This is a genomic window from Nostoc sp., assembly GCF_036917635.1.
Taxonomy (GTDB): Bacteria; Cyanobacteriota; Cyanobacteriia; order Cyanobacteriales; family Nostocaceae; genus Nostoc.
The window spans coordinates 41,246-62,333 of sequence record NZ_JBALCW010000032.1 but is presented as its reverse complement, the minus strand read 5'-3'; the positions used below and the strand labels follow the sequence as shown (position 1 = coordinate 62,333).

The 21,088-nt window shown below is 39.7% G+C and carries 13 protein-coding genes and 1 pseudogene; 10 read left to right on the top strand and 4 right to left on the bottom strand.

Features of this window, described 5'->3' with window-relative positions; all coding sequences use genetic code 11:
- Positions 1 to 74: 74 nt before the first annotated feature.
- The 4 genes from mutS to V7K32_RS08995 all read left to right on the top strand — a co-directional run bounded on the left by mutS (position 75) and on the right by V7K32_RS08995 (position 5,081).
- Entirely contained in the window at positions 75 to 2,690 is a 2,616-nt protein-coding gene (gene mutS, locus V7K32_RS09010; RefSeq protein WP_334992281.1) for a DNA mismatch repair protein MutS, read from the top strand.
- 337 nt (positions 2,691 to 3,027) lie between these two features.
- Complete coding sequence (locus V7K32_RS09005) at positions 3,028 to 3,495, top strand: hypothetical protein (protein WP_334992279.1); 468 nt, start codon at positions 3,028 to 3,030, stop codon at positions 3,493 to 3,495.
- Between the two features lie 435 nt (positions 3,496 to 3,930).
- Entirely contained in the window at positions 3,931 to 4,551 is a 621-nt protein-coding gene (locus tag V7K32_RS09000) for a Uma2 family endonuclease (RefSeq protein ID WP_334992278.1), read from the top strand.
- 143 nt (positions 4,552 to 4,694) lie between these two features.
- The gene (locus V7K32_RS08995) at positions 4,695 to 5,081 is read left to right on the top strand and encodes a hypothetical protein (RefSeq protein ID WP_334992276.1); all 387 of its coding nucleotides are present in this window, start codon (positions 4,695 to 4,697) and stop codon (positions 5,079 to 5,081) included.
- A 39-nt stretch (positions 5,082 to 5,120) separates the two neighbouring features.
- On the opposite strand, the gene V7K32_RS08990 is transcribed toward V7K32_RS08995, so the two are convergent.
- The gene (locus V7K32_RS08990) at positions 5,121 to 8,159 is read right to left on the bottom strand and encodes an Eco57I restriction-modification methylase domain-containing protein (protein ID WP_334992274.1); all 3,039 of its coding nucleotides are present in this window, start codon (positions 8,157 to 8,159) and stop codon (positions 5,121 to 5,123) included.
- 71 nt (positions 8,160 to 8,230) lie between these two features.
- A complete protein-coding gene (locus V7K32_RS08985) occupies positions 8,231 to 9,574 on the bottom strand; it encodes a lipid-A-disaccharide synthase (protein ID WP_334992272.1) in 1,344 nt (447 codons plus the stop codon).
- A 167-nt stretch (positions 9,575 to 9,741) separates the two neighbouring features.
- Here V7K32_RS08985 and V7K32_RS08980 point away from each other — a divergent pair, with 167 nt between their 5' ends.
- Entirely contained in the window at positions 9,742 to 10,947 is a 1,206-nt protein-coding gene (locus V7K32_RS08980) for an ATP-binding protein (protein WP_334992270.1), read from the top strand.
- Between the two features lie 239 nt (positions 10,948 to 11,186).
- Here the strand turns inward: V7K32_RS08980 and V7K32_RS08975 are convergent, their stop codons facing one another.
- Positions 11,187 to 12,023 carry a prohibitin family protein gene (locus V7K32_RS08975; RefSeq protein WP_442938715.1) on the bottom strand — a complete coding sequence of 279 codons (837 nt, stop codon included), beginning with the start codon at positions 12,021 to 12,023 and terminating at the stop codon, positions 11,187 to 11,189.
- Positions 12,024 to 12,443: 420 nt separating this feature from the next.
- Positions 12,444 to 13,313: a hypothetical protein gene (locus V7K32_RS08970; protein WP_334992268.1), complete on the bottom strand. Its 870-nt coding sequence runs from the start codon at positions 13,311 to 13,313 to the stop codon at positions 12,444 to 12,446.
- A 141-nt stretch (positions 13,314 to 13,454) separates the two neighbouring features.
- Between V7K32_RS08970 and V7K32_RS08965 the strand changes: the two genes are divergently transcribed.
- The 5 genes and pseudogenes from V7K32_RS08965 to V7K32_RS08945 all read left to right on the top strand — a co-directional run.
- Positions 13,455 to 14,900 carry a protein kinase domain-containing protein gene (locus tag V7K32_RS08965; protein ID WP_334992266.1) on the top strand — a complete coding sequence of 482 codons (1,446 nt, stop codon included), beginning with the start codon at positions 13,455 to 13,457 and terminating at the stop codon, positions 14,898 to 14,900.
- A gap of 54 nt (positions 14,901 to 14,954) precedes the next feature.
- Entirely contained in the window at positions 14,955 to 16,451 is a 1,497-nt protein-coding gene (locus V7K32_RS08960) for a serine/threonine protein kinase (RefSeq protein ID WP_334992264.1), read from the top strand.
- Positions 16,452 to 16,613: 162 nt separating this feature from the next.
- Positions 16,614 to 18,950, top strand: a complete 2,337-nt coding sequence (locus V7K32_RS08955) for a bifunctional serine/threonine-protein kinase/ABC transporter substrate-binding protein (protein WP_334992262.1) — start codon at positions 16,614 to 16,616, stop codon at positions 18,948 to 18,950.
- An 18-nt stretch (positions 18,951 to 18,968) separates the two neighbouring features.
- Positions 18,969 to 19,775 (top strand): Rpn family recombination-promoting nuclease/putative transposase, encoded by an 807-nt coding sequence (locus V7K32_RS08950; protein WP_334992260.1) that lies wholly within the window; start codon positions 18,969 to 18,971, stop codon positions 19,773 to 19,775.
- A 143-nt stretch (positions 19,776 to 19,918) separates the two neighbouring features.
- Positions 19,919 to 20,530 (top strand): annotated as a pseudogene (locus V7K32_RS08945) (peptidoglycan DD-metalloendopeptidase family protein); the annotation flags it as partial.
- Positions 20,531 to 21,088: the final 558 nt, after the last annotated feature.

Here is a 21,088-nt window from a genome sequence, read left to right as displayed (position 1 = left end):
CGATCGCCCTTTGCCTATAACATCACGTTATCATCGGATATTGGGGAATTTCCGCGCGTAACTCGATAGCATCTATGACTGCCTCTCACTCTGAAACTCCATCTACCAAGCCTGATGCAAGTACTTTTATTTCTGACCATCAACAGGTAGATCGCAGTAAGCTAAGTCAAATGTACCTGCACTATGTCGAGACGAAGGATAAATATCCTCACGCGGTATTGCTGTATCGGGTAGGAGATTTCTTTGAATGCTATTTTCAAGATGCTGTAAAATTAGCCCAAGAATTGGAATTAGTCCTGACTAGCAAGCAAGCTGGAGAACAGGGACGAGTGGCGATGTCTGGTGTTCCGCATCACGCTTGGGAACGCTACGCAACGCTGTTGGTAGAAAAAGGTTATGCAGTCGTAATTTGCGACCAAGTAGAAGATGCTTCTGAAGCTGCTGGTAGATTGGTGCGACGCGAGGTAACGCGCATCCTCACCCCAGGCACTTTGCTGGAAGAGGGAATGCTCAAATCAAGTCGCAATAATTACCTCGCAGCAGTAGTAATTGCCGCAAATCATTGGGGTTTAGCCTATGCAGACATCTCCACAGGGGAATTTCTCACCACTCAAGGTAGTGATTTAGAACATCTGACACAAGAATTAATGCGCTTGCAACCTTCAGAGGTGTTAGTTCCGACAAATGCGCCTGATTTAGGTAGTTTGCTACGTCCCGGAGAAACTTCTCCACATCTCCCCCAGTGTTTGCCAGCATCATTTTGCTATAGTTTGCGATCGCAACTTCCCTTTTCCCAAGGCGAAGCTAGACCTAGATTATTGCAGAAATTTAAGGTGCGATCGCTCGAAGGACTCGGTTGCGATCATCTTCCCCTCGCCGTTCGTGCAGCCGGCGGTCTTCTAGAATACTTGGAAGATACTCAAAAAGAAAACCCCGTTACCCTTCAAAGACTCCGCAGCTACACTGTCACCGACTACCTAATTGTTGACAATCAAACCCGCCGTAACCTAGAAATTACCCAAACGGTTCGGGATGGCACATTTCACGGTTCTCTACTCTGGGCATTAGATAAAACTAATACAGCGATGGGTGGGCGGGCATTGCGGCGGTGGTTGTTGCAACCCTTGCTCGATATTAAAGGCATTCGGGCACGTCTTGATACCATCGAAGAATTGATGGAAAATACACCTCTGCGTCAAGATTTGCGGCAATTGTTACGCAAAATTTATGATTTGGAACGCTTGACGGGAAGGGCAGGTTCTGGTACAGCTAATGCTAGGGATTTAGTAGCTTTGGCAGATTCCCTCTCACGCTTACCAGAATTATCCAGCTTAGTAACCCAAGCGCGATCGCCATTTCTCAAAGCTTTGCAGAAAGTCCCAACTGTGTTGGAAGAATTAGCACAAAAGTTACACGCCCATCTTGTCGAGTCGCCACCCATACTAATCAAAGAAGGCGGATTGATTCGCCCTAGTGTAAATCCCCTGTTGGATGAGAGAAAGGCAACTGTAGAAGCGGATCAGCAATGGATTGCCAATTTAGAAGTTGACGAGAGAGCTAAAACGGGTATTTCCACTCTGAAGGTAGGATTTAACAAAACCTTTGGTTATTATATCAGTATTTCCCGCACCAAAGCTGACCAAGTACCCGCTAATTACATTCGCAAGCAAACTCTGACCAATGAGGAACGTTACATCACCCCAGATTTGAAAGAACGGGAAGCCCGGATTCTCACAGCGCGGGATGATTTAAATCAGTTGGAATATGAGATTTTTACGGCGTTACGGGAAGAGGTAGCACAAGAGGCGGAGGTAATTCGCAATCTGTCTCGGGCGGTGGCGGCGGCGGATGTGTTGTGTGGTTTGGCTGAGTTAGCGGTGCATCAAGGTTACTGTCGTCCAGAAATGTTACCCGGAAGGGAAATAAACATTGTTGATGGGCGTCATCCGGTGGTGGAACAGTCTTTACCTGCGGGTTTCTTTGTGCCGAATTCGACGCATTTGGGAAGAGAGGAAACGAACCGCAGAGGCGCAGAGGACGCAGAGGAGAAGGAGAAGAGTTTCTCCTCTCCCCCTCCTGACTTAATTATTCTCACGGGGCCAAATGCGAGTGGCAAAAGTTGTTATTTGCGTCAGGTGGGATTAATTCAGTTAATGGCACAAATTGGTAGTTTTGTTCCAGCTAGGTTTGCCAGATTGGGAATATGCGATCGCATTTTCACTCGTGTAGGTGCAGTAGATGATCTTGCAACTGGTCAATCTACGTTTATGGTGGAGATGAATGAAACAGCGAATATTCTCAATCATGCCACATCTAGGTCGCTGGTGTTGTTAGATGAAATTGGCCGGGGAACGGCAACATTTGATGGTCTTTCCATAGCCTGGGCGGTGGCAGAATATATTGCAGTAGATATTCGAGCGCGAACGATTTTTGCTACTCATTATCATGAATTGAATGAACTAGCTAGTATTTTGCCGAATGTCGCTAATTATCAAGTGACGGTGAAAGAATTACCCGACCAAATTATCTTTTTGCACCAAGTCCAACCAGGAGGCGCTGACAAGTCTTATGGTATTGAGGCGGGAAGATTGGCGGGTTTACCAGCCGTAGTTATTCAACGAGCAAAACAAGTGATGGGACAGATTGAGAAGCATAGTAAGATTGCGATGGGGCTGCAAAATCTAGATTAAAATAATTCGTAATACTTCGACTTACCCCGACTTCGCTCGGCACAAGTCGCTCAGTGTACCCTGAGCGGAGTCGTAAAGCCTGCGGCATAACTACGCAAAACGGGCAGCGTCTCGTTGGCGCAGCCTAAGAAGAGAAGAGAAGGGTACAAATTCGCAACTCGTAATTACGTAATGCGCGTGGGGATTTAACCCCCAAACTTTGTTAAAAGTCAAGCGATCGCTCTGGTCACTGGCATGAAAGGTATAAAAAAAAATCTTAATTTACTTAAAAATCACTATAACTCCCTGAATAGCTTGGGGAATACTGAAATTAAGTACCATATAAGGTGTATTAAAAATGTCAGAAGTTAAAATTAGTGCCAGACTTTCCGCAGTGGAACGGCAAGCCGTCATGGATGCGATCGCTACTATCCGTGAAAAGTTAACGTTTTTGATTGATTTGACCACAGAGGAGCGTAAATCTTTACCCAAGCTGGGAGATAAAAGTCGGGCATTTGTGACTAAAGCATTGGAAATAGCGACACAAAATCCTGACTTCTTGCCCCGTTCTTTTAATTTGGATGAAATGCGCCGAGATATCGAACTATTTGAAGCATTATATCCAATTTTGCTATCATTAACACAACTGCAAGAACTGGTAGATGATACATCTGTAGCCGTTGGTAGTGAAGCTTATGGTGCGGCGTTGATGGTTTATAACTATGCCAAAGCTAGTGGTAAGGGCGCTGGTTTAGATTCAATGGTTGATGATTTAGGGCGGAGATTTGCCCGTAAATCGAAAAAAGTGCAACCACAAGCCTTGTAAGTCGAGAAATTAACTCGACGCTTTTAACTAAAAACATAAAACTTTTAGCTCTGCTCTCGGATGTTCTAGTTTAAAATGAAAAACTCCGAGTTCAGAGCTTAAGTTTTGCAGTTCTAAATAAGAACGTTTTAGTTAGAAGTGACAATGTTCGTGTTTGAAACAGAAACTTTTTAGTTACAAGTGAGAACATTCTAGTTAAAAGTGAAAACGGTTTCGTCTTAAGTTAAACTTTTTGTATTCAGAACTAAATATCCTAGAAACAGCCAACCTCCGCTTCGGCAAATTTAGCTTGCTCGTAGTAAACATCACCAATAACACCAACGCTACAATAAATATCTGGTGACAATGAATGTAGAGACGTAGCAGTGGCACATCTCTGTTTGTTTCAACAAGATGATCAATTTTCCATGAAGCGATATGGAAGGTAATAAATTTATGACTCAAGTCTTACGTAAAATAGTTACATTCGATGAATTCCTTGCCAAATACCCAGACAACTCTGTTAAACGTTATGAACTGCATGATGGAACAGTAATTGAAATGGCACCACCAACAGGCGACCACGAAGAAGTTATTGGCTTTTTAGTCTATGAAATTACTAGAGAGTGTATCCATTCAAATCTCCGCTACATCATTCCCAAAACAGCCTTTGTCAAACCATTCAATAGTGAATCAGCTTATTCACCAGATGTACTGGTATTAAATCAGCCTAATTTAGTGAATGAACCTCTGTGGAAAAAAGGATCAACCGTTAGCCTGGCCGAATCTATACCGATGGTGATTGAAGTGGTTAGCACCAATTGGCGTGATGATTATCTGACAAAAGTGGCTGCTTATGAAACGGTAGGCATCCCCGAATACTGGATTGTAGATTATGCTGCTTTAGGCGGTAGGCGGTTTATTGGCAATCCCAAACAACCGACAATATCAGTCTATTCATTGGTTGAGGGTGAGTACCAACTCAACCAGTTTCGTGGGAGCGATCGCATTATTTCACCCACATTAAGGGAATTGAATCTAACCGCCGAACAGATTTTTCAAGCTGGAGGTGTGTAACTTGTGCTAGGGCAGCCGAAGCAGATTTTTTGATTTGCCAAATAGTTGAAATGTTGTCAACCTTTATGCTTAAAATTGCACAAGAGGTTTATTTAGCATCTACTAAAAGCTAAAGTCAACCCTTTGCAGGACTCCCATAAGCAATGCTGACTGAAATTTTACCTTTCCGCTTTGAGTTAGACACGATCGCGATCGCTGGAGCGAGTTTGTGGTCATTAGCGCTATATCTAGGTTTATCAAGAGTTAATCAATGGGTAATCGAGCAACTCAATCGCTGGTTTAACTTTGCCGAGCGATCGCTTTATACCAGCCAATCAGAATTTGAAAAGACTCGTAAAGCCAGAGAATCCCAAAACTCTTTCTACGCTTCATTATTTAGCATTGTACCTTTTTTGGTAGTTGGTGCTTTATGTAACTGGGTTCTGGAAATTAGTCTAGGTCAGAGTTGGGGAATTAGTACAGGTATATTAGCTTGTATGGGCGCCGGTATTTATGAACTTGGGCGCAGGGATGGCGAATCTTCAGATTAATTGCAAAGTTATATTTTACCAATAGAAGGTGCAAGGGCTTCATGCACCTTCAACAATCAGTATTTCTTCATCTGTTAATCCATAGAGTTCATACACTAATTGATTTATTTGTCTATCTGTAGCTTTAATTTGTTGTTGAATTCTTTTTTTAGCTGGGGGTGTTTGTGCTTGATTTAGTTGTTTATGGAGTGCAAGCATTTGTTCAACAAGCTGAATTATTTGATTATAAATGTTTTTTTCCTGAGAATTGGAAAAATCAATCAATCGAATTGGTAATTGTTCAATAAACTGAGTAAAATAACGAAAAAAGCCTCCTCGTATTGTGGTACTAATATTTTTTAGATAAAAATCTAAAACTTTACTGTTGAGTAATCCTAAAATATATTTAATTGATTCTTGAACATTATTTTTAAGTATAATTCCATAACCACTGGTAAATGCATAATCTCCTTTTTCATCCCAAGCAAAAGAAGCTCGATTTGCAATATCAGGGACTAATATTTTTGGTTTTTTCATCAATTCTATATTTTTAGGGTAAATATAAGCATACCAATCTAAACCAAGCATTTTTCCTTTTTCTCTATTTTCCAAAAATTGTTTAGTTTGCATTAGATAAGCAAAAGTTAAGGGATAGTTATTACGAAATTTATCTTCATTGATAAGATGAACATTTCCATTTGTTTGTTCATAAGGAATAATTAATAACTTACTGGAATATAAAAGTTGATACGGCTTTATTTCCCTACCCTGTAAAAAGAGAGAAGTTAAATTAGATTCAATTGTAACTATTTTATTTAAAGCTTTAGAATATACCTGTAGCAAATTATCTTCTTGACGAATAAAATCTACAACATATATTTCATTAGCACTTGTTCTAATACCTTGAGAGATATTAGTTTTTAGCTGACTTAAACTGATAAATTTATCGTTATTGAATTTATCAAATAAAACAGAATTTTTACTTTTACCAAAATCCCAAGTTTGACTTGTAAGAGATTTATCAATTACCAGCGTTTCTTCTGCATTCTCATTAATAATCCATTTTAACAAATCTTTAACTTGAATAAAACTTACCTCTGATTGTTTTGTTTTAGACAAGAAGCACAAACAAGTATAAGTTGAAACCTTTGGAAAAACTTGTTGATCTCCAAAATGAACAATCTTTTCAAGAAATTTACCTTCAGAAATTAACCTTCTTAAAGATTCTCCATACTGAGCATTAAAAAACTTATGGGGTAAAATAAAACCTAAATAGCCATCCTTTTTTAATAAATTCAAACCCTTTTCTACAAAAATAACATAAATATCATAATTTCCCTGACTAGCAGAAACATATTGTTTTTTATAAAACTTAACTTCCAGAGAAGCCCATTCTTTTAAAGCTTGAATTCTAATATAAGGAGGATTACCAATAACCACATCAAATCCCCCTTGCTTCATAATATTTGAAAAAGCTGATTTCCAATCAAATATATTAACTCGATAAGCTGTATCTTCATCTAGCAAATTAAGCTTATTATTTTGATAAAATTCTCCATCTATCAAAGAATTACCACACTGAATATTATTATCTAAATCGGGTAAAGCTCTTTCCTTAAATAATGTTAACTGTTTCGTGATTGTTTCCCCTGACTCACCCTGTAAAACCTTTAACAACAAAGATAACTTAGATGTTTCTACCGCTTGCTGATCAATATCGACCCCATAGATATGAGTTAATAAAATTCGCTTTCTTTCGGTTGAAGTTAAACGCCAATTACTAGCTGTGATTTGATATATTTTACTTTTGTATTTTTTGAAATTTTTAAGATACTGCTGTAAATACCAATCTAATAAAAATTGATAAGCCACAATTAAAAAAGAACCTGAACCACAAGCCGGATCAAGGATTGTGATTTCTTGTATTTTTTCTGGTTTTTTACCCTCTAAAACTTTACCAATAGTTTGTTTAACAATATAGTCAACAATATAGCTAGGAGTGTAATAAACACCTCCTGCTTTTCTAACTTCTGGTTTATCTTCAATAACTGCTTGGCGACTTGCTGATAAAGTAATTACTTTACCCAAAAACTGCTCATAAACCTGGCCTAAAATTTCCACAGGAATAACGGAAAACTCATAAGGACTTTCAGGAAGATAGAGTTTTCTGATAATTGGTTTTAAAGTAGTGTCATCAATTTTGAGGTTGAGGGTAAAATCGTCTGGATTATCCCGTCCTTTTTCAGTTTGAAAATGAAACAATCCAGAATTATAACGATAATCTGCATTTCTAAATAAACGCCCTAATTCTCCATAAATATTTTCTAATCTTAATAAATTAAATAACTGCTCATAGATTTCAATTCCCCTATCTTCGCAGATACGTAAAAAAACAATTCTGTTAATTGTCATTTGCACTGCACAATTTAACTCACGTTGTTGAATTTGCAGGTTGCGCCAAGCAATATTAGCAGCTAAATTTTCTCGCCAATTTTCAATTTCCTGTAAAAAAGCTTTATCAACGGTAATCCCTGATTTAACTTTAGTTCCGGCAAATTTATCTAAAGAACCATTTAATACCGCTTCTTTAGATAAAAGATTATAGATTTCGTGCCATTTATCTACATATTCTGTATATTTAAAATATATAACTCTAGCTGTGGATGCTGAATCATTTTTATTCGGCATGATTCGACAATCATAAATAGCAAATTCTTCAAAATCAGTTAAAATGCTCAGGGGTAATTTTGCTGACCATCCATAACGCCTAAGTTGAAAAGCAGCACTAATATTTGTTCCTACATTCACCGCAGGTTTTTTAGCTTCGACAAAAAACTTTCTAGCTCCACCAATACGAAAACTATAATCAGGAGCTTTAGCTTTTTTGGTATCACTAATTTTTAAACTATCTTCGTGAACAACATCTTTATAAATATCAGAAGCTTGTTGTTCATTTCTAATATCCCATCCTAACGCTGCAAAAAAGGGATCAATAAATTCAATTCTAGTTTGTGTTTCATTTAAACTACCAGCCCGATATAAATCTATTGAAGAGTGAAAATGATCAATGAGTTGAATAATGCTAAGTGGTACAGTCATAATTAGTCTTTAAAATGGTTGAATTGAACGAGGAATCGCTCACTACAAACCAATTTTATTTTACCTTAATTCTAATCTTCAAAATTATCAATTTCTTCCTTCACCAAAATTGCTATCTTCTGGGCTGCACCGCTTTCGCCACGAATATTACGGAGTTTAGCGTGCATATCGTCCAATTTTTCTGGATGCGCCAAAAAGTCTAAAACCATTTCCCCAATTTCTGGCGGTTGGACTTCACCCATAAGTTCTGGCACTATCTCTTCTTGTGCCCAGATATTTGGCCATGCTAATAAACCTTTACGTCTTACAAATGTTAGGAATAGCCAATTGATCGCGTTTGCAAATGCCGTACCTACCCCTGGCAGATTTGCCAACAACCCAGGTAAACCATCCCAAGCACGCATGGCATCAAGTTGCTGTGTTGGCAGCAAAACAATCATTGGCACTGCTAAAGCACCGAGTTCGGCAGTGTTTGCACCCACTGTAGTCAAGCAGATACAGCACTGGGATAATAAGTGATATGCAGGGTTTTCTTGCCACAGTTCCACAGTTAAGCCCGTTGTTGTTTTGAGCAATGCCTTGCTGTTAGCGTCCTCTGGGACAATTAAGGAAGCACCGCCAAAGCCAAATGTTTCAGCAATAGGGTTCTTTTGGGGATCGGCAAAACTAGCTAAAGTTTGTAAATCCAAAGTTGGGGCTACAGGAATCACAAATTTAGTTTGCGGCCTTTTAGCGTGGATGTATTCGGCAATGCTTAGACTTAATGGCACTCCTTGGGCTAATTTTGCCGCTTTTGAACCAGGGAGTAAACCAATTAATTCAGTCTTGTCTTCTACCTTGTGGGAAGTCGCTGACGCGTCTATGTCATTAGTCATTTGTCCTTTGTCGTTTGCTAAGGACAAATGACCAATGACTAATGACGAATGACTACTAGCTTCTACCATCAAATCACCGACAACGGTAAATTTGTGAGCATATTTCTGGGAGACATCGGCAACAACTTCAGGTTTCATCACGCCAAAGCGATCAATCCACTTATGCCAACGGGCTGACCATTCGGCGTAAATCACTGTGCGATATCCGAGCTTTTTGCCTATGACTACAGGGAAAATTTGATCGCCACCGAGAAAAACTACTACACCGTGACTTCTCCAATCCCAATTCTCAAAGGTTTTACCCCAAAGCAAAAATTGCCAAAAATGCTCTGCTGGCTGTACTCTATCTACTTCTGGGTAAGAAAGAGCGATCGCAGCCTCTTTACCACTACCATTTGAGCAAGGTGATAATACCACAGAAATCCTCACTACAGAGCGATCATTCCCCAGTTCTTGCCGCAATGCCTTCACTACTGGACGCACCCAGGTTGTTACTTCACCGGGGCCATTGGAAAGGATGAGAATATCTACTTGAGTCATTAGTCAAGAGGCAAATATTACCTAATTCGTTCTTATGTTATAGGTATATACTGTAGCTTGTGGGTGGGATTTGATAACGTGTTCTATATTTAATTTGCATAAAGTCGGCAGTCAGAATACAGTCTAATCTTGGATTTTGAATTTTGAATTGCTTATCTGTCGTCTAAATGCCTAGCCTGAAACTATCCTTAAATGGACTGCAAATTGTCAAACAAGCTCGTCAGGAAAAAGGTTGGACAATTGATAATCCACGCTGGTTAGAGGAAGCAAGTCAAATCCTCGAACCTGGTCGTGACTGGGAAAATGCAGAAGTGTTTGCTGCGGGTATATCTTTACCGACATGGAAACGCTTCCTCAAAGGAAATGCCATTGATGCTTCTGTATTCAAAGCGTTTTGTCAAGTTTTGAGTTTGAATTGGCAAGACTTGCTCGAACGTCCTCTTCATTCGTCTCTATCTGGTATATCCCAAGTTCCAAATATTCCTTTGTTCTTTGGGCGGCGTTACGAACTGGCAACACTCACCCAGGCAATTGAGCAAGGAACGCGCCTGATTGCAATTACAGGGATGGGCGGTATCGGTAAAACGGCTGTAGCAGCAAAACTTGCCACAGTTTCTGAATCCAGGTTTCAGCAAACTTTGTGGTTTCCGTTTCATCAGACTCCACCAACAATCGATTCACTTCTACTTCTAGCGCCAAAAACCCTGTTAGTTTTTGATGGTTGGGAGCGGATTTTGGGTGGCGGGCTAGGCCAACGTGCGGGGCAATATCGTTTAGAATACGAGTCTTACGCTGGTTTTCTGCGATCGCTAGTGCAAACAAATCATTCAAGTTGCGTAATTTTGACTAGTCGAGAACAACCAGAGGGATTAAATCTCTTGAGTGGGAATGGTGCAGTTATTTTCCCACTCGGTGGTTTGATGGAAGGTGCAATTGAGCTTTTGCAGCATCATCAACTCATCTTTGATGCCCAGCAATGGATTGCCCTGGTAAATCAGTATGGTGGCAATCCCTTATTTTTGAACATGGCAGCAAATTTTATTCACGAATTATTTGCTGGGGATGTGGGAGAGTTTTTAGCCTCTGGAACCATAGTTGCTGGTGAATTTGAGCCACTAGTGGGGGAATGGTTGAGGCATATTTCGCTGCTGGAACAAACCCTAATCAAGTATTTGGCTACACAAGTGCAGGGATTGACTCGTAAAGAGATACTATTACAACTTACAAATTATGCCTCAAATGGAGATATTTTAGCTGCGCTTCTATCTTTAAAGCGCAGAGCATTAGTAGAAACGATGAAAGACGGTGAGCAGGAACGCTTTTTTTTACAACCTGTGATTCTCAAATGTGTACAGCGTTTGTTTAAATCGTAAGAGTAGTAGCCAAACTTATTTAACCACCGCCACCGCCCCCCACTATTTGCTAAAAAGAAGGATTTTTACGTTATGGGTAGTGGCCAACGCTAGTTGCTCTACTTGAGGAAACCCCATCGCCTTTGGCGTCTCCCCTTGCGAGAAGACCGCACTGGCTCCCCTACAGTTATTGACAATGGTGCAATATTTCAGTACTGCGAATATAGAATAATGGTGCAGATATGATGCAAATTCAAAAATCATCGTTTGTTTTCTTCACTTGTTAAACTACTAGGATTAATATTAATTAATGGGACAGAACCATTACCACCAATTACCATTGGAAAGCGTCCATCCCATTTTTCTATTGCTTGTTTTTGTAATAACTGTGATGTTAAAGTTAGTCGCTGTAATCTTTGTGCTTCTGCTTGACCTTTGGCACGGTTGATTTCTGCTTGAGCTTCTTGAGTGGCTTTTTTTACAATAAATTCTGCTTGTTTAGCCTCTTGTTCTGCTACTTGTTTAGATTCAATAGCTGCACTAAACTCTGGAGAAAATTCAAAATTTACTAGAGAGATATCATCAACAATCAAATTATAAGCTGCCATACGTTTTTTGAGAGATTGATCAATTTCTTCTTTAAGTTCTGTTCTTCTAGTTATAATTTCTTCCGCTGTTTTTTTAGCAGTTGCTGCTTTCAGTACCTCAGATACAGCAGGAGTAATTATTCCTGTAATGATTTGTTGCTTATCGCCTATTCGTTGAAAAATTTTATTGACTCGTGTCGGCTCTACGTGCCAGTTTATGGTGAGTTCTGTTGTAATTTTTTGAAGGTCTTTAGAAGCAGCATAACATTGGAAGCTATTTTGTTGTACACGCACGCTCAGTTTTTTGACTGACGTGACAATTGGCGTAATTGCGTGAATGCCTTCATCTAAAACTTCATCTTGGACTTTGCCAAACTTCATCACAACGCCCCGTTCACCAGCGTTAACAATGCTGAAAGGACGGAAAATAATTACCAAAAATAACAAAAATATTCCCATTCCCCCGGCAAAATAAAACTTCATTGGAGATTCAGTAAAAGTGTTTCTCATATAGCTAATATTTCTCACTGCAAGTTTTTACAATCTCATTATCGGGATTTGATATAAGTCAAGCAAGGTCAAGTTTTAGATCATTTAAACTGAACTAAATTTGCGCTTGACAAATATACGAAAACATAATTTTTTTTAATAAATTCCCAATATAAAGATACTGACCGGGCTGTGACATGATTGATAGAAAACCCTAGACTGAGCAAGAAAGCCAAGCAGAATACAACAATTCTTTGGGCTGATTTAGTCCACATAATTTAAATCACTCTATAAGTTGTAAATAAAGTCCGCCTTTTTAAGGGAAGTGCGGTCTTCTCCCTACAGCCCTTCTGGCATTTTACGGCAGGCGCTAGCCTCTATCTTTGGAAGAACTACGATGTATATACATCTCTCTAAAAAAGAAAACTCGTTGTAGATCCCCTATCTTAGTTCGCGGTATAATACTGCTTTAACTGATTGCCACAATGGAATAGTAAGCGTATGGAGCAATATGGCAAAAATAATCGATAAGCCCAACCCTTGGAGGAGGTGAATCAAAGGGTTAAGTGCTAAAAGAGACAATTCTGAGTGTTGCCATTCTGCTAGCCATACTGCGATCGCAGGGGAGAACGCTAATATATAAAGTGGCATTGTCAAGAACCAAGTAGCGACCAAAATAAAACCGATCTGGATAATATACGAGGCTGATTGCTGTTTGCTAATGCGTAGAGATTGCCTTATATTGCACTGCTCCACAGCAATTAATAAATTTGACAGAAACCATCTTGCTTCAAGCCAGACTCGGAGCAAAATACTCAGCAAAATTAGCCAACCTCCCCACTTTGAGGTAACAATCGAAAGACTATAAAGAATAAAATTTATGTAAATATCGGCAAGCCAAAATTGCCAAATTTGATGTCGAATTCGTTGAGTATTAACCACCAGCATTTCAGGCTGCCCGATTAACGCTTGATAAGCCAGTAAACCAATCAAAGATTGTTGTGAGAGTCCTTTCGCCCAAGCAAAGATACCCAGAGCTAACATGATGATAAGTAGAATTCCGGCAATCGGTAGAGAAATTGAACTTGCGAAGTTTTGGGATTGCGGAACCAGGGTCATAAAAGCAAAAGGGTAGATTAACAAAAGTGCTGTAATCAATAAAATGAACCACAGCAAATTACAGACTAGAAACCAGATGCTAGAAGCCAGAGCAATCTGGAAATATTGGATAAAATTTGCGCGGTAAAGCGTCATGCCTTGGTGAATGATGCTCCAAGGCGCAAGGATCACTCGTTGGCTGCGATAGTTCATAACTTCCTCTAATCATTGAAAGCGGCTCATTAGTAATTTCGCTGTTTTGGATTGTGTAATCTAGTTAAGTTTCGGCTCACCGCCTAACTGATCTAAAATTGAGCTTGAAAAAGCCGGAATCGAGAGGGAAGAATGTGTTCTATGGAATTATTACTAACCTCAACACAAAATAGAAGCCGCATGGAACTGCTGCACCAAAAAGAAGACATCATTGCCCATAAGTATCGGATTCTAGATACCTTGGGACAAGGTGGAAGTGGGACGACATACCTTGCTCAAGACTTAAAAAGTACTCAACAAGTGGCTCTCAAAGCCTTATCGCTGCACCGAATGACCGACTGGAAAATGATGGAGTTGTTTGAGCGAGAAGCAAAAATTCTCTCGCAACTCAATCATCCGGGTATTCCTCAATATTTAGGATATTTTCAGATAGACACCCTTAAAGACCGTTATTTTTACATTGCCCAGCAACTGGCAGAAGGTAAGACACTGGCGGCGTTGGTGGAGAGTGGATGGCGCACCAGTGAAGATGAGGTGCGGCAAATCGCTATACAAATATTAGAAATTCTGGTTTATTTGCACTCTCTCAAGCCTCCTGTAGTCCATCGAGATATCAAGCCGCAAAATATTATTCGCCGTGACGATGGGCTGGTGTTTTTGGTGGATTTTGGGGCTGTACAACATACCTATTACACAACTTTTATGCGTGGAAGTACAGTAGTAGGAACTTATGGTTATATGGCTCCCGAACAATTTCGCGGACAAGCTGTGCCTACCACTGATTTGTATGCTTTAGGAGCAACTTTATTATTTCTTTTGACACACTGCTCCCCCGCAGATTTGCAGAGTGATGGGTTAAAAATTAATTTCCGTCCCCGCGTGCAGATTAGTGAAGAATTTGCCGATTGGCTAGAGAAAATGTTAGAGCCAGATACGGAAGATCGTTTCTCTTCGGCAGAGAAAGCCTTGGAAGTATTGCAGGGTAGGCGAAAGCTGACTGTGAAATCGAATGTCTCTGTTCGGTGGAAAAAAATAGTTGGAGTTGCTGTTACTGTTGTTGCTGCTGTTAGTGCCGTTACTGCTATTACCCTGTTAAATTCCTACAACTCGCATATCTTAAGCAGCATTGGATTTACGAATATGGCTGGCAGGAATACACTTGACATAGCAGTAGAACAAACCAACCAAGTTGCAGAACAGCTGGTTTCCAAGGGTGCTGACCCAGACGCTCCTATTACTACTGCTATTATTATTACTGCTATTACTGCTATTACTGCTATTACTCTGTTAAATTTCTACAAGTGGGATATCTTAAGCAGCATTGGATTTACGGATATAGCTGGCAAGACTCCACTGCATTTGGCAGCTGAACAAGGCAACAAGCAAGTTGTAGAACGGCTACTTTTCAAGGGTGATGATGTCAATGCCAAGAGCAGCTATGGCGAGACTCCACTGCATTTGACAGACGACCTAGACATAGTAGAACTGCTGATTGCCAAGGGTGCTGATGTCAATGTCAAAAATAAATTTGATAGGACTCCCGCGCAAGAAAGGAGACTACGTGAGATAGCGCGTAGAGAGCATTAGTTCTGTCAATTTACTTAAGTATCGATAAATCTAACAAAATAGCACTAAAAAAACATGGAAGTATTGCACAAAGCCGAAGAAATTATCAATCAACGGTATCGCATTCTACGTAAATTGGGACAGGGTGGAGTCGGTATTACCTACGCAGCCGTTGACTTAGAAAACGATGAACAAGTAGCGCTGAAAGTTTTGTCATTGCGCCGCATGACTGACTGGAAAAAGATGGAGTTGTTTGAAAGGGAAGCACAAATTCTTTCTCAACTCAACCATCCAGCAATTCCTCGCTACTTGGATTATTTTAAAGTAGATACTAACTCTGACCGTTCCTTTTACATAGCTCAACAATTAGCGCCTGGAACTTCTCTAGCAACGCTAGTAGAAAATGGCTGGCTTCCTGACGAAGAAGAAGTTAGGCAAATAGCCACTGAAATGCTGAAAATTTTGATTTATTTACACTCCCTAACACCGCCAGTTATTCATCGTGACATCAAACCGCAAAATATTATTTTTGCTTCTGAAAAAAGGACGTTATTCATATTTCTTAGAAGAAAGTTATTGCTATCTGATATAAAGAGCTTATTCCTAGTAGATTTTGGAGCAGTAGCAGACACATATCATAATACTGTGACTGGCGGCAGTACAGTCGTAGGAACTTTCGGCTACATGGCACCAGAACAGTTTCGTGGACAAGCTTTTCCATCTACTGATTTATATGGTTTGGGAACAACTCTACTATTTTTGTTGACAGGAAAATCTCCCTCTGATTTACCACAGCGTAAACTCAAAATTGATTTCCGTCCTGACGTTAATATTTCCAAAGATTTTGCAAACTGGTTAGAACAAATGTTAGAACCAGTCAGTGCTGATCGTTTTCCTTCCGCAGAGGTAGCCTTAGCAGCATTATTAGGTCAAATAGCACTCATACCCCGGCGACCAAAGAAAAGTCATCTAATTGTGAGCGTAACTGAGAATAATTTAATTGTAAAGATTCCACCAGGGTGTTTTTACAACAATTACAGTTTTATATTTTTATTTTTTTGTCTAGTTTTTTCTGGTTTTTTGGGGCTAGTTTATTGGGTTATATTTTTTGATTATATTAGTTATTTTTTGTCGCTAATATTATTATTTTTTTTATTTGGGGGATTGTATATTTCAGTCATAATATTATGTATTTTTCCACCCATTTTATTAACTGTTCAATTCTTATTCAAGCTACTATTCTACAAACCTTTGTCTCAATCCATAACTTTATTTCTTAATTCTGTATCAAGTACTCTGCTGGAAATTGATCAGGACTATATCATCTTAGAACGATGGTTACTTGGTTCGTGCATTCAGTCAATCAAAATTTCCAAGTCAGATATTATTAGTGTGGGATTGAAGGGTATAATGCATTATAATTTTTCTAATATCCTAATTCTTTATTCTTTGAAAAACTATCAGATGGAAGAGAAAAAAAGTATTAAAATAAATAAACGTTTTCGGTTTGGTGCATTTTTGACGCAGCAAGAGAAAGAATGGCTGGTGTGGGAGATAAATAATCGCCGATAGACAGTATTGTTGACCTCAAAGCTTAGTGTCTTCGTCATATGGTAAGCTAGAATTTTGTGTCTGCTGTCTTGAGTCTGTCTGCAACTCTATCGTCTCTGTCCATTCCATCTGTCTAATTTTCAGTAATTTCAATGCTGTTTGCATCTAGCCACTGCTGAATTTATGACGTACTGCATCAATCCCGATTGTTCGCAACGAGAAAATCCTGATAATTGTGCAGTATGTGAAAACTGTGGGACGCCACTGATACTGCAAAATCGTTACCGAATTAAGCATCCTATGCAAATTGATAGGTATCGCTATACAGAAGTATTTGAAATTGAAGATTTAGTTAATCAGGATCAGCCCAAGGTTCTCAAGTCACTCAAGGAAGTTACACCGGATTTACTACGATTATTTGACCAAGAAGCATCAATCTTAACAAGTTTGCAGCATCCTGGTTTACCTGCTGGTGAAATGCTATTTCCTCTAGTTTTAAATACAGCTCGCCAATTGCGCTGTTTTGTCATGGAGAAAGTTCCAGGTGAAGATTTACAGAATTGGCTTGAGCGTCATCAATGCGTAACATCCCATAAAACAGCATTAGATTGGCTAAGACAATTGACGCAGATTCTACAATTTGTGCATGAAAATGGGTTTTTTCATCGAGATATCAAGCCGTCTAATATTATGCTCCGCCCCGATGGTCAATTAATTTTAATTGATTTTGGGACGGCGCGTCAGTTGGCGCAAACTATTGTCAATGGCAAATCGGTAACGGTGATTCATTCTGTTGGATATACTGCTCCTGAACAACTTGAGGGACACGCTGTTGTCCAATCGGATTTCTACGCACTTGGCCGGACTTTTATCTATTTAATCACAGGTATTGATCCAGCAGGCGATCGCCGTCAAGATTTACGCCATTGGTATAAGTACATTAAGGATCAACAAACCCCTCAAAAATTTATTGATCTAATTCAGGCGATGACCAATTCTCATCCACAGAAACGTCCGTCAACAACTCAAGCAATTCTAGAAAAGATTGAGAATATTCATAAATATTCATTGGTGCGATGGCAAAAATTATTACTGGGTGCGACTTGTGTTGTTTTACTGTTCGTCGGTGCAAAATGGCTGTATGAGGCAATAACTCTGGCTCAGACTTGCGACTATATTCTAGGCGATCACCTTAGTTGTGGTGAAGAAAGTCTAATTCCTGCAAGCTTTTTGGTAAATGATCACCCGCCACCAGCAAAGCAATTAGCTATTGAACAGTATAGCAGGAAAAATTTTTTGGCAGCTAAGGATCTATTTAAAACTGCTTTCAATCAGGATTCAAATCCAGAAACTTTAATTTACCTCAACAACGCCAAAATTCAAAGCCAATTTCCAGCAGCGCAGATTCGGACGATCGCTGTTGCAGTTCCCCTGGAAAGTAGTACCGATAAAGGTCTAGAAATACTCAGGGGTGCTGCTCAAGCTCAGACTGAGGCATTGAAAAACGGTCTACCATTACGGATGATTATCGCTGATGATAGTAATCGTGACCATAGTAAAGCTGAAAATGATGCCCGCAAAATTGCCCAAAAGTTGGTGAAATATCCAGATTTACTGGCCGTTTTGGGTCATTACAGCAGCGAAGCCACCAAACAAGCCCTACAAATTTATGCCCATGCAGGGGTAGTTTTAGTTTCTGCAACCAGCACCTCAGATAATCTCAAAAGTCCTTTTTTCTTCCGTACTGTCCCTAGCGATCGCATTACCGCTCAAAAAATGGCAACCTACGTGTTCTCCCAACTACGACAGAGACAAGTTGCTATTTTTTCTAGTCAGGGTAGTGAGTATGCCCAATCTCTATCTGGGGCGTTTCGAGAAGCGGCTAAACCGTTTCAGGGTCATGTTATTGACTACCAACCAGCTTTCAATCTCGCCAGCTATGACTTTGATGTCAAAGCCGCATTAAATCAAGCAAAAACCAAAGGTGCAACGGTGATTGTCCTCATCCCAGATGCCGGAGTAGGATTGTATAATGCGATTCCCAATGCTTTACGAGTAATTCGGTCGAATGTCAACCAATCTTGGATTGTTGCGGGTGATAGTCTTTACAGTTCTGAGTTACTCAAACCAGATAAAGCCCTGTCGCTACAGCAAATCCAACGTCTGGTATTAGCGATCGCATGGCATCCCTTAAATGATATTAACTCCTTGTTTGTACACCAATCTCAAATCCTTTGGAAAATTGATCCAACTGATATTACCTGGCAAACCGCCACCACCTATGACGCAGTATTGGTCTTAAGTAAAGCTTTGAAGGCAGATCCAGATCCTACCCGCATCGGCATTCAGAAAACACTTGCAATGCCGAAATTTTCCGTTACAGGCGGCGCAACCGGAGTCATTCAATTTCAAGGGAGCGATCGCCATAATGGCACAATTGCGATCGTTGCAGTGCGTCCCAAGTGTAATTCCAGTGGTTTTGTGTTTACACCGAGCGATCGGACTCTAGTCTGTTATTAAACTGATATAATATGCTCTATGTTTGATAATGTCTGCAAGTTTCTCGCGGAGTCATTTTCAGCCGACTTTGTAATATGGCTACTCGGTGAACCAACAACTCTCACCGAACTGAGTCCATCTGAATTATCCCTCGAACCCATCCGCGCCGATACACTGATTTTATTGCAGTCGGATGAAATTGTCCTACATCTCGAATTTCAAACCGTACCTAAAGCCGATATTCCCTTTCGGATAAGTGATTATCGTTTGCGAGTTTATCGAAAATTTCCCCATAAGCGAATGCGTCAGGTGGTAATTTACCTAAAACCAAGCGATTCTGAGCTAGTTTACCAAACAGAATTTGTTTTAGAAAATAGCCTGCACCGATTTGAAGTAATTCGACTTTGGGAACAGCCAACCGAAATATTTTTTAATTCTCCAGGTTTGCTACCGTTTGCAGCTTTAAGCCAAACCGACGATCAAAGGCGAACTTTAGAAGAAGCTGCTCAAGTTATTGAAGCAATAAACGATACCCGAATCCGCAGTAATGTTGCTGCATCAACAGCAGTATTAGCTGGGTTAGTATTAAATAAAGACGTGATTAAAAGAATTTTGCGGAGTGATATTATGCGCGAATCTGTGATTTATCAAGATATTCTTCAAGAAGGGCTTGCACAAGGTCTTGAACAAGGTATTGAACAAGGTATTGAACAAAAAACTCAAGAGATTGCAGTAAATATGCTCAATGAAGGAGTGGCGATCGCATTAATTGTCCGTGTTACTGGTTTAACTATTGAGCAAGTTCAGCAATTACAAGCTAAAACGGACAATAATCAAGCTCAGTGACATCATCCACAAATTTGTGATTTGATCCAACATATTTTGCAAGAAGGGCTTAAACAGGGGATTAAACAAAAAGTTCAAGAAGTTGCAGTAAATATGCTCAATTCAGGAATAATGATGGCTGGAATACACAATCGAATGCTGTTGATTTCGCTATTAGTCCCGGTACTCCAGTATTGGCACCTGTTGATTCAACAATAATCAGCGTTTGTCAAGCTAGAGGAGCAGATAATCATAATGCTATTTTATTTAGCTCTCCAGATGGTAATTACACACTAATGCACCTTAAAGCATTTGGTTTGTATAGAGGTCAATTTTTCAAAAAAGGACAACAGATAGGTGTAGTAGCTGCTGACACTCCTAATGATCCTAAGTGTGCGATATCTACAGGCCCCCATCTTCATATAAATTTCCCAAACCGCAACCTAGTTGTGGATGGTTATCAAGTTGTAACTATGACGCGTGGGACATACACTTCCAGAAATGGTACTGTTATTGACGACCCCACCCGTGTCAATTTCAGTGGAGTTACTGCTCCTACTGGAGTTAATGTGCGCTCTGGCACTTCCACATCTGCTTCAATTGTTGGAAGATTGGGGGGTACTGTAAGAGTTAATTTTGATGGATGGAAATATGGCGATCCTGTAGCAGATACTTGGACAGGTAAGCCCGATCGCCGTTGGTATCGCATTGCTGGTACTAATAATTGGATAGCAAGTGCTGTTGTTAATGGTAATGCTCCTGGTTCCCAACCTTAATGTTTTTATAGCAATTCTAAATCATTCGTGAAAAACAAGATCCCTGACTTCTTTAAGAAGTCGGGGATCTAAACCTCTGAATTTTAAGCTTATCTATAGCGGGGTTTTTTCTGCAAATTTTCTCGGCAAAAAAGCCCAGATATGCTATCTCCGCCTTGGTACTGCTAGTCGATAATGTTGTTAACAAACATTAGACATCTCCAGAAATTAAATATGCGTAACCTGAAACTCTTGTAGAGACGCGAAATTGTACTTCGTCCCGCAACGAAGAAAGCGTCTCTACATTCATTTTCGGAGATGTCTATTTAAAATCTCTCCCCTCAAAAAATATATTTAATAGTATTAATAACTAAATAGTTAAATATCTATGTAAAGAAAAATTTACATTTAAGTGAGCAAATACTTTTATATAAAGTCAACAATTACAAAGAAATATTTCGTTTTTTATATCGATTTGTGTCAGATACACGATAAAATGCCCTCTGGGTAAGCGTTTTCTGATAAAAAACACATATTGCCTAAAGATCAGAATTTAACGGTGGCTGATAATGCCGCTCT

Coding starts and splice junctions, on each gene's coding strand:
- mutS (WP_334992281.1), top strand. CDS start 75: ATGACTGCCTCTCACTCTGAAACTCCATCTACCAAGCCTGATGCAAGT.
- V7K32_RS09005 (WP_334992279.1), top strand. CDS start 3,028: ATGTCAGAAGTTAAAATTAGTGCCAGACTTTCCGCAGTGGAACGGCAA.
- V7K32_RS09000 (WP_334992278.1), top strand. CDS start 3,931: ATGACTCAAGTCTTACGTAAAATAGTTACATTCGATGAATTCCTTGCC.
- V7K32_RS08995 (WP_334992276.1), top strand. CDS start 4,695: ATGCTGACTGAAATTTTACCTTTCCGCTTTGAGTTAGACACGATCGCG.
- V7K32_RS08990 (WP_334992274.1), bottom strand. CDS start 8,159: ATGACTGTACCACTTAGCATTATTCAACTCATTGATCATTTTCACTCT.
- V7K32_RS08985 (WP_334992272.1), bottom strand. CDS start 9,574: ATGACTCAAGTAGATATTCTCATCCTTTCCAATGGCCCCGGTGAAGTA.
- V7K32_RS08980 (WP_334992270.1), top strand. CDS start 9,742: ATGCCTAGCCTGAAACTATCCTTAAATGGACTGCAAATTGTCAAACAA.
- V7K32_RS08975 (WP_442938715.1), bottom strand. CDS start 12,023: ATGAGAAACACTTTTACTGAATCTCCAATGAAGTTTTATTTTGCCGGG.
- V7K32_RS08970 (WP_334992268.1), bottom strand. CDS start 13,313: ATGAACTATCGCAGCCAACGAGTGATCCTTGCGCCTTGGAGCATCATT.
- V7K32_RS08965 (WP_334992266.1), top strand. CDS start 13,455: ATGGAATTATTACTAACCTCAACACAAAATAGAAGCCGCATGGAACTG.
- V7K32_RS08960 (WP_334992264.1), top strand. CDS start 14,955: ATGGAAGTATTGCACAAAGCCGAAGAAATTATCAATCAACGGTATCGC.
- V7K32_RS08955 (WP_334992262.1), top strand. CDS start 16,614: ATGACGTACTGCATCAATCCCGATTGTTCGCAACGAGAAAATCCTGAT.
- V7K32_RS08950 (WP_334992260.1), top strand. CDS start 18,969: ATGTTTGATAATGTCTGCAAGTTTCTCGCGGAGTCATTTTCAGCCGAC.